14 protein-coding genes are annotated in these 12,931 nt (G+C 47.2%); 12 read left to right on the forward strand and 2 right to left on the reverse strand.

The features are described from left to right. Window positions 1–117: 117 nt before the first annotated feature. Genes ubiE through CLC91_RS05305 form a run of 10 tightly spaced genes read left to right on the forward strand, consistent with a single transcriptional unit; the run spans window position 118 to window position 8,679 of the window. Window positions 118–873 carry a bifunctional demethylmenaquinone methyltransferase/2-methoxy-6-polyprenyl-1,4-benzoquinol methylase UbiE gene (ubiE, locus tag CLC91_RS05260; RefSeq protein WP_095497845.1) on the forward strand — a complete coding sequence of 252 codons (756 nt, stop codon included), beginning with the start codon at window positions 118–120 and terminating at the stop codon, window positions 871–873. Then, a complete protein-coding gene (locus CLC91_RS05265; protein WP_095497844.1) occupies window positions 873–1,475 on the forward strand; it encodes a ubiquinone biosynthesis accessory factor UbiJ in 603 nt (200 codons plus the stop codon). The genes ubiE and CLC91_RS05265 overlap by 1 nt, the downstream gene beginning before the upstream one ends. Window positions 1,476–1,504: 29 nt before the next feature. Then, window positions 1,505–3,154 (forward strand): ubiquinone biosynthesis regulatory protein kinase UbiB, encoded by a 1,650-nt coding sequence (ubiB, locus tag CLC91_RS05270; protein ID WP_095497843.1) that lies wholly within the window; start codon window positions 1,505–1,507, stop codon window positions 3,152–3,154. Between the two features lie 50 nt (window positions 3,155–3,204). Then, window positions 3,205–3,438 carry a twin-arginine translocase TatA/TatE family subunit gene (gene tatA / locus CLC91_RS05275; RefSeq protein ID WP_095497842.1) on the forward strand — a complete coding sequence of 78 codons (234 nt, stop codon included), beginning with the start codon at window positions 3,205–3,207 and terminating at the stop codon, window positions 3,436–3,438. Between the two features lie 6 nt (window positions 3,439–3,444). Further along, window positions 3,445–3,846, forward strand: coding sequence for a Sec-independent protein translocase protein TatB (gene tatB / locus CLC91_RS05280; RefSeq protein WP_095497841.1), 402 nt, complete (start codon window positions 3,445–3,447; stop codon window positions 3,844–3,846). A gap of 3 nt (window positions 3,847–3,849) precedes the next feature. After that, the gene (gene tatC, locus CLC91_RS05285) at window positions 3,850–4,605 is read left to right on the forward strand and encodes a twin-arginine translocase subunit TatC (RefSeq protein WP_095497840.1); all 756 of its coding nucleotides are present in this window, start codon (window positions 3,850–3,852) and stop codon (window positions 4,603–4,605) included. A gap of 38 nt (window positions 4,606–4,643) precedes the next feature. Next, window positions 4,644–5,216, forward strand: coding sequence for a hypothetical protein (locus tag CLC91_RS05290; RefSeq protein WP_095500100.1), 573 nt, complete (start codon window positions 4,644–4,646; stop codon window positions 5,214–5,216). Further along, the gene (locus tag CLC91_RS05295) at window positions 5,216–7,096 is read left to right on the forward strand and encodes a sensor domain-containing diguanylate cyclase (protein ID WP_095500101.1); all 1,881 of its coding nucleotides are present in this window, start codon (window positions 5,216–5,218) and stop codon (window positions 7,094–7,096) included. Before CLC91_RS05290 ends, CLC91_RS05295 begins: the two co-directional genes overlap by 1 nt. Before the next feature lie 30 nt (window positions 7,097–7,126). Next, the gene (gene hemB / locus CLC91_RS05300; RefSeq protein WP_095497837.1) at window positions 7,127–8,146 is read left to right on the forward strand and encodes a porphobilinogen synthase; all 1,020 of its coding nucleotides are present in this window, start codon (window positions 7,127–7,129) and stop codon (window positions 8,144–8,146) included. Then, entirely contained in the window at window positions 8,143–8,679 is a 537-nt protein-coding gene (locus CLC91_RS05305) for a thioredoxin family protein (protein ID WP_095497836.1), read from the forward strand. Before hemB ends, CLC91_RS05305 begins: the two co-directional genes overlap by 4 nt. Before the next feature lie 49 nt (window positions 8,680–8,728). Here the strand turns inward: CLC91_RS05305 and CLC91_RS05310 are convergent, their stop codons facing one another. Beyond that, the gene (locus tag CLC91_RS05310) at window positions 8,729–9,685 is read right to left on the reverse strand and encodes a Ppx/GppA phosphatase family protein (RefSeq protein ID WP_095497835.1); all 957 of its coding nucleotides are present in this window, start codon (window positions 9,683–9,685) and stop codon (window positions 8,729–8,731) included. Continuing rightward, window positions 9,663–10,946, reverse strand: a complete 1,284-nt coding sequence (gene rhlB, locus CLC91_RS05315; RefSeq protein WP_095498139.1) for an ATP-dependent RNA helicase RhlB — start codon at window positions 10,944–10,946, stop codon at window positions 9,663–9,665. Before rhlB ends, CLC91_RS05310 begins: the two co-directional genes overlap by 23 nt. 131 nt (window positions 10,947–11,077) lie before the next feature. Between rhlB and trxA the strand changes: the two genes are divergently transcribed. Beyond that, on the forward strand, window positions 11,078–11,404 hold the full coding sequence (gene trxA / locus CLC91_RS05320; RefSeq protein ID WP_095497834.1) for a thioredoxin TrxA: 327 nt from the start codon (window positions 11,078–11,080) through the stop codon (window positions 11,402–11,404). Between the two features lie 213 nt (window positions 11,405–11,617). After that, window positions 11,618–12,883 (forward strand): transcription termination factor Rho, encoded by a 1,266-nt coding sequence (rho, locus tag CLC91_RS05325; RefSeq protein ID WP_218833162.1) that lies wholly within the window; start codon window positions 11,618–11,620, stop codon window positions 12,881–12,883. Window positions 12,884–12,931: the final 48 nt, after the last annotated feature.

Raw genomic sequence — 12,931 nt, forward strand, 5'->3', positions numbered from 1 at the left:
CAGCAGGTTAAACGATTTATCTTAGTCAATGGTTATGGTGTAATGCGCAGTTATACTAAGTTGCAAGGCTCATTACACGCCAACAAAGCACGACAACGAACATGAGGATATTGCCACATGGCAAATGATAACCAAGAAAAAACGCATTTTGGCTACAGCACCGTAGAAAAAGAAAAGAAAGAAGAGCTGGTTGCTGATGTATTTCACTCGGTCGCCTCGAAATACGACATAATGAATGACGTTATGTCCTTTGGTGTTCATCGTCTATGGAAGCGTTTTACCATTGAATCTGCGGCGGCGCGCCCGGGCATGAAAGTGTTAGACATTGCCGGCGGTACCGGTGACCTTAGCGCCAAATTTTCACAGATAGTTGGTGATAACGGACAAGTAATCCTTGCCGACATTAACGACTCCATGCTCAAAGTAGGTCGCGATAAGCTGCGCAATCAAGGCTTTGTATCCAATATACGCTATGTGCAAGCCAATGCCGAAGCCTTGCCGTTTCCTGACAATCACTTTGACATCATTACCATTGCGTTTGGCTTACGCAACGTCACCAACAAAGACGCAGCCCTGCGCTCCATGTTGCGGGTGTTAAAGCCAGGCGGCAAACTGCTCATTCTTGAGTTCTCCAAGCCAACCAATGAAGTCATGCGTAAAGCCTATGACTTTTATAGCTTTAAAGTTATCCCCAAAATGGGCTCTATGATTGCCAATGATTCTGGCAGTTACGAATATTTGTCTGAGTCCATTCGTGTTCACCCAGACCAAGAAACGCTTAAGCAAATGATGGATGACGCCGGTTTTGACCAAACCGACTACATCAACATGACGAACGGCGTAGTGGCGTTGCATCGGGGCTACAAGTTTTAATGCTGTTTGCCAGTTTTGCCTGCGAAGTTGCCGAGCAATCCATTAACTGGGCGTTGGCGCAACATCGCGGCAGCCAGCAACTGTTTAGCAAGCTATCGGGTCAGGTTATAAAATTGCGACTCAGCGAGTTGCCGTGGCCCATTTACCTGCTGCCCTCAAGCAATCGTGTGCAATTAATGACTCAGTATGGCGGCGACGTAGATGTTGCGGTGAGCCTGCCATTGTCACAAGCCCAAGCCTTATCCGATGGCGGCCAGATAACCGCACTTATTAAGTCTGGACAATTGGAGCTGGAAGGCGACATAGCCGTGTTACAGCAATTTGCTAATGATCTAAAGCAGTTGGATGTCGACTGGCTCGCGCCGCTGGCTAACGTGATTGGTGAAGCTCCAGCCCATAAGGTTTCGCAGCAATCGGTGACGGCCCGAGAGAATTTGAGCGAACTGTTCAACAAGGGCAAAGAGGAAGCAAAACACTTGCTCAGCGATGAACTTCAGCTTGCACCGACTCACAGCGAATTTGAACAATTTCGAGATGAGGTTGATGCACTGGCCGGGCGATTACAACGTCTTGAACGTAAATTACGTCAACTTAACAGTTAAATCCGCCGAATATAAACAAGGAAAAGTGGATGAGCGTTAACAGTCTGCGCCGAGGCTACCAAGTCCTAGCGACTTCTCTTCGTTATGGCCTCGACAAGCTGATTCCCAAGCAATACATTCCCTGGTGGCTAGCCATGGCCAGAGCCTGCTTATTCTGGCTAAAGGATCAACACCCCGATTTGGGTTCAGGTGAAAAAGTTAAGTTAACCTTGCAAACCCTCGGCGCTGTTCACATTAAATTTGGGCAAATGCTGTCGACTCGGCGCGATCTGCTCAATGATGAATGGGCCATGCATTTATCGCAATTACAAGATCAAGTGCCTCCCTTTTCAAGTGAGATAGCTCGACAGCACATTGAACAGCAGCTCGGTTGTCCGATTGAGCACCTGTTTGATGAGTTTGATGACACACCATTAGCGTCGGCATCGATATCCCAAGTACATACCGCCCGCCTTAAAAGTAATTCTGAGGCGGTGGTGCTTAAGATACTCCGTCCTAATGTCGAACAGAGTGTGAGCGCCGACGTAGAGCTTATGCAGCTATTGGCTCGTTGGGGCGAGCGCTTGCTTGCCGACGCCCATCGTTTGCAACTGACGGCTGTGGTAGAAGATTACAAGCAAACCATCTTCAAAGAGTTGGATCTGCGTTTAGAGGGAGAGAATGCCACTCGAATTAGAAACAGCTTCGCAGATTCTAAAGCCCTGTACATTCCTAAAGTGTATTCTGAATTCAGCCGCACTCGCCTGTTGGTTATGGAACGCATTGACGGCATCCCGGTTACCGACATTGATGCCTTAACCGCTCAGGGCACTAATTTTAAATTGTTGGCAGAGCGGGGGGTTGAAGTCTTCTTCACTCAAGTTTTTCGGGATAATTTTTTCCACGCCGACATGCACCCAGGCAACATTTTCGTTTCTAAAGTAACCCCCAACGATCCACAATACATAGGAATCGACTGCGGTATAGTTGGTAGCTTAAGCGAAGCCGACAAGCGCTACCTCGCCGAAAACTTTCTGGCCTTTTTTAATCATGACTACAAAAAAATAGCCCAGTTGTACATTCGTTCAGGCTGGGTTTCTGCACAAACCGACATTGACGCTTTTGAAGCTGCTATTACCGAAGTTTGTCGACCTTTGGCTGATAAGCCGCTGGCGGAAATATCGTTTGGACTGGTGTTATTAGACTTGTTTCGCACCGCTCGACAATTTGACATTGTAGTGCAACCGCAGTTAGTGCTACTGCAAAAAACGCTATTATATGTAGAGGGACTGGGGCGACAACTCTATCCTCAGTTGGACCTATGGGCCACCGCAAAACCGTTTTTGGAGAACTGGATGAAGAGTCAAATAGGGGTAAAAGCAACGGCTGAAAAGCTTTCTGAACGCTTTCCTGAGATCTTGGACAAACTTCCGGAAATGCCTGAGTTGATTTACGACAACTTAGTCATGGGTCGTAACCTATTGAATCAGCAACAAAAACTACTTGATCGCTACTTAAGCTATAAGCGTAAGCAGCACAAAAGTTACTTCTTATTAGGACTTAGCGGCGTTTTAGTGATCTGTGCCTGCGTTTTATCTTTAAGAAACGATACACTAGTCCCTGCAATTATCTTGGCAACCGCATCCGGAATTTTTGGTCTGTGGGGATGGCTTTCAAAGCCCGCCCAAGATAACATTTAGAATTGGAATTTTTGATACATTCTGCGCGCAGAATTGATAGAGGCAAACTCATGGGTAATATCGGAATTTGGCAATTACTAATTGTCGCAGTCATCGTAATTTTGTTGTTCGGCACTAAGAAACTACGCGGCATTGGTGGCGATTTAGGCGGTGCAGTTAAAGGCTTTAAGAAAGCCATGTCGGACGAAGACGGTAAAGACAAAAAAGACGCCATCGAAGACACCACTGCAAAAGCTGAGAAAGCGGAAGACAAAGCTCCTGCTAAAGACAAAGAACAGGCTTAATCTATTATGTTCGATGGCATAGGTTTCATGGAGCTATTGATCATCGCCATTTTGGCGTTGGTCGTGTTAGGTCCAGAGCGGCTGCCTTCAGCAGTGCGTTCGGTGAGCCGTTTCATGTCCAGCATGAAACGCATGGCAAATTCGGTGAAGACCGAGCTTGAATCTGAATTAAAGCTTGAACAGCTGCACTCGGATCTTAAGCAAGCCGAAAATAAGGGCTTAAAGGACCTCTCGCCAGACCTGCAAAACTCCATCGACGAGTTAAAGCAAGCCGCGCAATCGGTCAACAAGCCTTATCAAGCACAAGAGACGGCCTCGACCGACAAAACTGAAACGCCAGTGAGCGACGATGCCAGTGCTAAAGCGCAAACCTCAGCCAGTACTGACGCGCCTAAGGAAAAAGAGTAACCAATGGCCGAACAACAATTACCCCTGATCAGTCATTTATTAGAGCTTCGGGACAGATTGCTGCGAGCCTTAGCAAGTGTATTCATTGTTTTTGCTTGTTTAGCCTATTGGTCGAAAGACATCTACCACTACGTTGCTCAACCGCTGTTGGCAGTGATGCCAGATGCCACCAGCATGATTGCTACCGATGTAGCCGCACCGTTTTTCGCCCCCTTTAAACTGACCTTAGTACTGTCATTCTTTATTGCGATTCCTTATGTGCTTTATCAGGTGTGGGCATTCATTGCACCTGGGCTTTATCGCCATGAACGCAAACTGTTAATGCCGCTTCTAACCAGCAGTACTCTGCTCTTTTATGCGGGTATGGCGTTTGCTTATTACGTGGTGTTCCCTGTTGTCTTTGGCTTCTTTACCAGCGTGGCTCCGGAAGGCGTTCAAGTGGCCACGGACATCAGTAGCTACTTGAGTTTTGTACTAAAACTCTTCTTTGCCTTTGGTCTGGCTTTTGAAATTCCAATAGCAGTGGTATTGTTGTGTAAAGCGGGTGTAACTCATCCTGATGACTTGGCAACTAAACGACCTTATATTGTGGTTGCTGCCTTTGTTATCGGTATGCTGCTTACGCCACCAGACGTTATTTCTCAAAGTTTATTGGCCATGCCTATGCTGATACTTTTTGAAGGCGGTCTGTTAGTGTCGCGCTTAATGCTTAAAAACGACACCAACAAGGACGAAGCTCAAGCAGAGACAAGCGATTAATAGAACCGCCTCTGCTCATTACCAAGGTAGAGGATTCTATGTATTTCAAACCGTTAGTTAGTAGCTTTGCGTTAGCAATGGCTTTGTTGTCAACTTCAGTGCTTGCGAAAAATGAGTCACCCTTACCCAAGCAACTGCAAAGCTGCGCGTCCATTGAGTCTTCTCTGCAACGGCTTGATTGCTACGACAATTTAGCCCGCTCCGTTTCGAAGCCAGCGGCGTCTGCGTCAATATCATCAGAGAAAACAGCTCCAGCAACGAGCGCGACGGCCGCTTCAGTTGTTGCATCGACACCGGTGGTTACGCCTGCTCAAAACAGCGAAGCGGTAAAAACAACGCAACAGAAAGTCGACGAGTTTGGTGCCAAGAAAAAACCGCAAGCCGACAAAGAGCTTCAGGAAATCACCTCCACCATCTCTGTTATCAAACGCGACCCATACAAGCGCTTGCGTTTAACCCTCGCTAACAAGCAAGTGTGGGCTCAAACCGATTATGAGCGTTTGTCCATTCGCACCGGTGACAAAGTCATCATAGAAAAAGGCGCCTTTGGTGGCTTTAAACTTCGTAAAGCGGATGGCGGCAAAAAAATCTCGGTGAAGCGAGTTAACTAATGCGCGCTTGGCTGCTGGCTCTTGGGTTAAGTCTTCTTTTCATTGCTCCAGTTAGTTTTGGAGCCGTGTTAGTACCGGCAGTTCAGCCCGCCGAAATCGATTTAACCAACGATGCACAAGTCTTGCAGCAACAACCCTCTATAACGCTGGATAAAATACTCGCTGAGCCTAACCTACCGTGGCAAAGCAATCATCCAGCGCTGAGCACATTTTCCATTAATCCACTTAATATTTGGGTCAAGATTGAGTTAATCAACGACTCACACGTTGCCTTGGATAGAGTGCTTCATGTGAGCAGTGAAGCAAAAGGCCACGTTGACGCCTACCTGCTCTCCCAAGGCGAAATTAAAGAGCAGTGGCAAATAGGCTCCGATACCAACTATGCCAACCGACCAATAAAACACCCCAGCTCATTGTTGCCTATTCACCTTCAGCCTCAACAATCCTATACCTTGTATATGAAGGTTAATACCCGGGGCCTAGTTGAGTTGCCGCTAAAGCTGATGACTAATGAGCAAACCCTCGAAAACATTTCGACCAACGACATGGTGCAATGGATTTTCGTAGGTGGCTTGTTAGCCTTGGTGATATTCAGTATTTTTATGACCGTATCCACCCGCTCATACGCCTACGGTTATTTTGCTGCACAAAATTTCTTCCTCGCCACCATACTCATTAGCACCTACGGCTACGGGTTTAAGCTTTTGTGGCCGGATCAACTGTGGTTTCAAACCAATTCATTTAGCCTGCTACTGCCGATATTTTTAGGCTTTAGTACCCTGTTCGCCGAGAAGGTACTGCAGCTACGGAGGGTTTCGCCCTCGCAGCTGTATATTACGCGTTCTTTAGTGCTGCTGTTGGTTGGCTTTATGCTCATAAACGCCAATGTAAGCCTTGCCCAGCAAATCATTAACGAACTGTTTATTTATGCATTGTTTTTCCTAACCATGTTGTATTTAGGGTTCTCCCAACACCTCAACGGTAACCAGTACGGTAAACCCTACCTACTGAGTTGGGTTCTGGTGATTTTTGGTATTGGGTTGTCGCTAACACAAATTCCGTTCGGATCGATAACCTTACTTGGCTCCATACCTATGGTAATGGGCCTCATCGGCCAAGTGATCATTCAAACAGCCTTATTAGCGGAGCGTTATCACAACGAACGGCTCGATAAACAATTGGCACAGCAACGCCTGCTCGAGCAAGAAGCGCAAAAGCGTCGTACTCAAGAAAATCAACTTAAAGCACAAATGCAAGCGAAAGCCGACCTCGAGCGTCAAGTGCAATTGCGAACCCTCGAACTTGAAGAAGCCATGAAAGAACTCAATTTGGCCAACAAGCAATTACAACGACAAAGCGTTATCGATGCCCTCACCCACTTAAAGAATCGCAAAGCGTTTGAAGCCCACTTACAGCAGCAGGCTCGAATAAGCCGGCGTAACCAGCAACCCTTGGCTGTAGTTATGTTAGACATCGACTACTTTAAACAAGTGAACGATAAGCTCGGTCATTTGGCTGGTGACCAAGCCCTGATTCAGGTTGCGAATGTGCTGGATAGCAGTTTAAAACGCCCCAGCGATATGGCCAGTCGTTATGGCGGCGAAGAATTTGCGTTGATATTGCCGAATACTCCCTTACAAGGTGCGAAGCAGGTCGCAGAATCCATACGTAAATCCATTGAATCATTGCCGATTATTTGGGATGGTCATAGGATAGAGCTAACCATAAGCATTGGCTTAACAAGTGCTATCGTTAGCGACGACTTGCCATCCAAACAGCTGCTCAAGCTCGCCGACCAAGCCCTTTATCAAGCCAAAGATGCTGGCCGTAACCGAGTCATCGTTAATACCAGCGAGTTCAACCACGAACCGCAAACCTAAATTACTTTAAGTCACTTTAAGGAGCTATGCGTGAACATTATCACCAGTGCTTTCCCTAATCGTCGTATGCGCCGAATGCGCCGAGATGAATTCAGTCGCCGTTTAATGCGTGAAAACACGCTGACCACCAATGATTTGATTTACCCGATGTTTGTGCTTGAGGGTAACATGCGCACCGAGCAAGTCGAATCCATGCCCGGCATTGAGCGCTATTCCATCGATTTGTTGTTGAAAGAGTGTGCTGAATTGGTTGCTCTTGGGGTACCGATGATCGCGCTTTTCCCGGTAACACCAGCAGAGAAAAAATCCTTATCTGCGGAAGAAGCTTACAACGCCGACGGGCTTGCCCAACGTGCAGTTCGCGCAATTAAAAGTGAATTTCCTGAGCTGGGCGTAATGACGGATGTGGCGCTTGACCCCTTCACCACCCATGGTCAAGACGGCATTATTGATGATAATGGCTACATTCTCAATGACATCACCACTGAGGTATTGGTTAAGCAAGCACTGTCTCACGCCGAAGCCGGTGCCGATGTCATTGGCCCGTCGGATATGATGGATGGTCGCATTGGCGCAATACGCGAAGCGCTGGAGCAAGCCGGTCATGTGAACGTGCGCATTATGGCCTACTCCGCTAAATACTCATCCAATTACTACGGACCGTTTCGTGATGCGGTGGGGTCTGCCGGTAACATTAAAGGCGGCAATAAGCACTCTTATCAAATGGATCCGGCCAACAGTGATGAAGCGCTTCACGAAGTAGCATTGGACATAGCCGAAGGTGCCGACATGGTCATGGTTAAACCTGGCATGCCATACCTTGATATTGTTCGTCGAGTAAAAGAAGAGTTAGCGGTACCGACCTTTGCTTATCAAGTCAGCGGTGAATACGCCATGCACATGGCCGCTATCAACAACGGTTGGTTAGCCGAAAAGCCCATAGTCATGGAGTCATTACTTTGCTTTAAAAGAGCCGGTGCGGATGGCATATTAACTTACTTTGCTAAGCGCGTTGCTCAATGGATTCAAGAAGAGGAACAAGCGAAATGAAAAATCTGTTAGCCTTGTTAGTACTGGCAGTATCAGTAAGCGCCTTGCCAGCAAAAGCCAATAGCGGTTGTGGATTCAGTGATCCTGACAACCCATTTGCAACCTGTGGTAAAGAGGATAAAGCCGAAGTGATTTTTACCGGACTAGTAACTCCTGAAAAACTGTTAAATGAGCATCCAGACTTTGGTGATAGCTACGGAGAATACCAAACCGATAGCGCCACCCTAGCTAAACTTAAAACAGTCACCACCCCAACAGAAGTTGTGGTGATTATTGGTACCTGGTGCCCAGATTGCCATCGTGAAACCCCAAGATTTATTCAAATCATGCGCGAGCTTAACAACGACAATATTACGGTTAAGTACATTGGCGTGGATCGTAAAAAACACGACCCAGAGAATCTTTCGGGGCAGTACGAATTTACTCGTATTCCAACCTTCATCTTTATTCAAAACGGTGAAGAGATCGGTCGAATCGTCGAACGTCCAACCGTATCGCTAGAAAAGGATATGGCGGCGATTTTACTGAAATAAGTAAACCCGTCTACATCTAAACAATGGAAAGCCCTAGTTGCTCAATGCACTAGGGCTTTTTGTTTGTAGAGGTTGCATGCAGCAGTTGTTGCGCCTGATACAAAACCCCCTCTCGAAGCGCACCACCGGAGCGAGTCATGGAATCGATGGCTAAGGCGTCAAACAAATAGCTTAAAATAGCAATACCGCTGACTAGAGTTGGCTTGCGCTCTTCTTGAAGACCTGTGATGGCGGGCTTTAACAAAGGTTGGCCTAAGCATTCCTGCTTAACTTGTTGCAGCAATTGTGTATCGATTCGCTCTGGTAGCTTACGGTTTCTAGCAATTTCCATAAGACTTTGCACGATGCCAGAAGCGCCCACCACATGGTCAAACGCAGCGCCGTTTATAGGCCCCAGTTGATCTCCAACTTGATCTGCAATCCACTGCTGTAAAAGCAGCCAACTGTTTTCGTTAACAACGGCATCGCTGCTTAATTGCCGATTTGCCGCAACGCAGCCAATATCCAGGCTCAGCAGGCATTCCATCTGTTGCTCCTGTCCAACGATAAACTCGGTACTAGCACCGCCAATATCGATGACTAAGCGCCGCCCAGAGCCGGGCGTGGTGGCGGTCATTCCTTGAAAAATAATCGCAGCTTCTTGTTCACCACTAATAATCTCTAGCGGTAAACCCAGAATTGATTGAGCTTTAAGTTGAAATTCGCGGGCATTATCTATCTGCCTTAACGCTGCGGTGGCATAGACTTTAACAGCGGTGCGCTCAACCGCTTCTGATTCAAGCTTTTTGGCAAACCACGCCAAACAATTGAGACCGCGCTGCATTCCCTCGGGAGAGAGATTACCATCGGGGTTAATACTTTGCGCTAATCGAACTTTTTGTTTGAACTTGGCGATAACCTCTGGCTCGCTGGCGCTCGATTGAGCCACCAGCATATTAAAGCTATTGGAGCCTAACGTTATCGCCGCAAACCGCGGCACCGCATTAGCGGCGGCGACGTCGGTCATTATTGCGTCTAGGACCGGAGTGACGCTCTTTAAATCCGCGACTGTCATGACGCGGTTTACGAGGTAGGCGCACCGGTGCTGGAATGTCATCGAGCAATGCTTGGGCATCGTATTCGCTGACTGGAATTTGGTGACCAATGTAGGTTTCAATTTCCGGTAAGTTAAGCGCATACTCTTCGCAGGCAAAACTGATGGAGTGTCCAGTGGCTCCGGCGCGACCGGTTCGACCGATGCGATGAACATAGTCTTCGCAATCGTCCGGTAAGTCGTAGTTAAATACGTGAGTCACATCTGAAATGTGCAGTCCACGAGCTGCCACATCGGTGGCCACTAGAAAATCGATTTTGCCAGAGGTGAAATCATCTAAAATACGCATCCGCTTTTTCTGCGGCACATCACCGGTCAGCAAGCCAACTCGATGACCGTCTCCTTTTAGCCAACCCCATACGTCTTCGCAACGATGCTTGGTATTGGCAAACACAATCGCTTTATCGGGCCACTCTTCTTCAATCAGGGTCAGCAATAAACGCATTTTATCTTCCATGGATGGATAGAAGATTTCTTCTTTAATGCGAACACCGGTGCGTTGCTCTGGCTCAACCTCTACTTTTTCAGGCTCATTCATGTGCTCGTACGCAAGCTCTTGAACCTTCATTGACAGGGTGGCCGAGAATAACAAGTTTAAACGCTCATTCGGCGCAGGCATGCGCCTGAACAAATAGCGAATGTCTTTGATAAAGCCCAGATCGAACATGCGATCCGCTTCATCAAGCACCACGGTTTGGACGCAACCAAGATGAATTGCACCTTGCTTGTAAAAATCGATTAAGCGGCCGGTGGTTCCAATGAGAATATCGACCCCAGCATCCAGCACTTTGCGTTGCGCATCGTAACCATCACCGCCATAAACCAAACCCATTTTCAGGCCAGTTTGCTTTGAAAGCTCAATGCCATCTTTATGAATTTGTATGGCCAGCTCTCGGGTTGGTGCCAGCACAATGGCTCTTGGCTGGTTTTGAGTGCGAGATTCAGGCACCTCTGTGGTGAGCAAGTGGTTAAAGGTTGCCACCATGAATGCTAAGGTTTTACCGGTACCGGTTTGTGCTTGGCCCGCTACGTCTTTACCTTGTAAGGCAATGGGTAACGACAAAGCTTGAATCGGAGTGCAGTATTCAAAACCGCTGTTATTCAACGCCTTAGCCACTTGAGGCTGCAGCGGAAAGTCTGCGAACTTATGTTCGGATAAATGTGTCTGTTTCATGGCGGCAATCATACCACCAAGCTAAAAAATTAGATACAAAATAGATAGTGACAACAAATGGGGTTGAATTAATATAAAGCTATCCCCATATTACAGGCATAGCCTATTGGGCAATTTAACTGGAGAAACCAATGAACGAAAAAATTATTCAGCTTAGCGACGACAGTTTTGACAACGACGTGCTCAACTCTGACAAGCCTGTAATCGTAGATTTTTGGGCTGAATGGTGTGGTCCTTGTAAAATGATTGCCCCAATTCTTGATGAAGTGGCTGATGAATATGACGGCAAAGTAACCATTGCTAAATTAAACGTTGACCAAAACAATTTGTCAGCACAAAAGTATGGCGTTCGCGGCATTCCAACCTTATTGCTGTTTAAAAACGGTGAGTTAGCGGCAAACAAAGTCGGTGCCCTTTCGAAGACGCAACTGAAAGAATTCATCGACGCTCACCTATAATCGCAATTCGTTGCGTAACCTTGAAGCGCCTTTGCTCACAAAGGCGCTCCTTTATTATGCAAAAGCACTGGACGCCTTTGCTCTATGGTGCTAATTTAAGAAGCATCAGAATTCCAAAACCTTTTCTTTATTAATAAGCTGGATCCTCCGGCTTATGTCAGGACTGAAAGACACTACTCCCACATGAGCAAGTCAACAGCAAAATCAGCAAAAATGAACTTAACCGAACTTAAACAAAAACGAATTTCCGAGCTTGTAGCGCTCACGGAAGCAATGGGTTTAGACAACCATGCCCGCGCCCGCAAGCAAGACATTATCTTCGCCATTCTCAAGGCACACGCTAAAAGTGGCGAAGACATCTTCGGCGACGGTGTTCTTGAAATTTTACAAGACGGTTTTGGATTCCTTAGAAGCGCCGATGCGTCCTTCTTAGCCGGCCCAGACGACATCTATGTATCTCCAAGCCAAATTCGACGTTTTAACCTGCGTACCGGCGATACCATTTCTGGTAAAATTCGGCCACCGAAAGACGGTGAACGCTACTTTGCGCTCTTGAAAGTTAACCAAGTTAACTACGACCGTCCAGAGAACTCTCGCAACAAGATCTTATTTGAAAACCTGACCCCGCTGCACGCAAACGATCGCTTGCGCATGGAGCGAGGCAATGGTTCTACCGAAGACATTACCGCTCGCGTGCTTGACCTGGCATCGCCAACCGGTAAAGGCCAACGTGGCTTGATTGTGGCGCCGCCAAAAGCGGGTAAAACCTTATTGCTACAAAACATCGCCCAAAGCATTGCCCACAATCACCCTGAATGTGAACTGATGGTATTGCTTATCGATGAACGCCCTGAAGAAGTTACCGAAATGCAGCGCCTAGTAAAAGGCGAAGTTGTGGCTTCTACCTTTGATGAGCCAGCATCACGTCACGTGCAGGTGGCTGAAATGGTCATCGAAAAAGCAAAACGTTTGGTTGAACATAAGAAAGACGTGGTGATTTTACTGGACTCAATTACCCGTTTAGCACGTGCCTACAACACCGTTATCCCGTCCTCTGGCAAAGTACTCACCGGTGGTGTGGATGCAAACGCCTTACACCGTCCTAAGCGCTTCTTTGGTGCGGCTCGAAACGTTGAAGAAGGCGGCAGCTTAACCATTATCGCTACGGCTTTGATTGATACCGGATCGAAAATGGACGAAGTGATTTACGAAGAATTTAAAGGTACCGGTAACATGGAACTGCACCTGTCTCGTAAAATCGCTGAGAAACGAGTATTCCCTGCCATCGACTTTAATCGCTCGGGTACTCGTCGTGAAGAGTTACTCGCCGGTACCGATGAGCTGCAAAAAATGTGGATCCTTCGCAAGATCCTTCACCCAATGCAGGAAATTGAAGCCATGGAATTCCTCATCGATAAATTGGCAATGACCAAAACCAACGATGAGTTCTTCACCGCCATGCGCAGAGCTAAAAGCTAAGGTAATATACGCTTAATAGCGACTAAAAAGCCCAGCAATTTGCTGGGC

Source organism: Paraferrimonas haliotis, assembly GCF_002282895.1.
GTDB classification, from domain to species: domain Bacteria; phylum Pseudomonadota; class Gammaproteobacteria; order Enterobacterales; family Shewanellaceae; genus Paraferrimonas; species Paraferrimonas haliotis.

Excerpts from the sequence above, each read along its gene's own strand:
- ubiE (WP_095497845.1), top strand. The coding sequence starts at position 118 with ATGGCAAATGATAACCAAGAAAAAACGCATTTTGGCTACAGCACCGTA.
- CLC91_RS05265 (WP_095497844.1), top strand. The coding sequence starts at position 873 with ATGCTGTTTGCCAGTTTTGCCTGCGAAGTTGCCGAGCAATCCATTAAC.
- ubiB (WP_095497843.1), top strand. The coding sequence starts at position 1,505 with ATGAGCGTTAACAGTCTGCGCCGAGGCTACCAAGTCCTAGCGACTTCT.
- tatA (WP_095497842.1), top strand. The coding sequence starts at position 3,205 with ATGGGTAATATCGGAATTTGGCAATTACTAATTGTCGCAGTCATCGTA.
- tatB (WP_095497841.1), top strand. The coding sequence starts at position 3,445 with ATGTTCGATGGCATAGGTTTCATGGAGCTATTGATCATCGCCATTTTG.
- tatC (WP_095497840.1), top strand. The coding sequence starts at position 3,850 with ATGGCCGAACAACAATTACCCCTGATCAGTCATTTATTAGAGCTTCGG.
- CLC91_RS05290 (WP_095500100.1), top strand. The coding sequence starts at position 4,644 with ATGTATTTCAAACCGTTAGTTAGTAGCTTTGCGTTAGCAATGGCTTTG.
- CLC91_RS05295 (WP_095500101.1), top strand. The coding sequence starts at position 5,216 with ATGCGCGCTTGGCTGCTGGCTCTTGGGTTAAGTCTTCTTTTCATTGCT.
- CLC91_RS05305 (WP_095497836.1), top strand. The coding sequence starts at position 8,143 with ATGAAAAATCTGTTAGCCTTGTTAGTACTGGCAGTATCAGTAAGCGCC.
- CLC91_RS05310 (WP_095497835.1), bottom strand. The coding sequence starts at position 9,685 with ATGACCGACGTCGCCGCCGCTAATGCGGTGCCGCGGTTTGCGGCGATA.
- rhlB (WP_095498139.1), bottom strand. The coding sequence starts at position 10,946 with ATGAAACAGACACATTTATCCGAACATAAGTTCGCAGACTTTCCGCTG.
- trxA (WP_095497834.1), top strand. The coding sequence starts at position 11,078 with ATGAACGAAAAAATTATTCAGCTTAGCGACGACAGTTTTGACAACGAC.
- rho (WP_218833162.1), top strand. The coding sequence starts at position 11,618 with ATGAACTTAACCGAACTTAAACAAAAACGAATTTCCGAGCTTGTAGCG.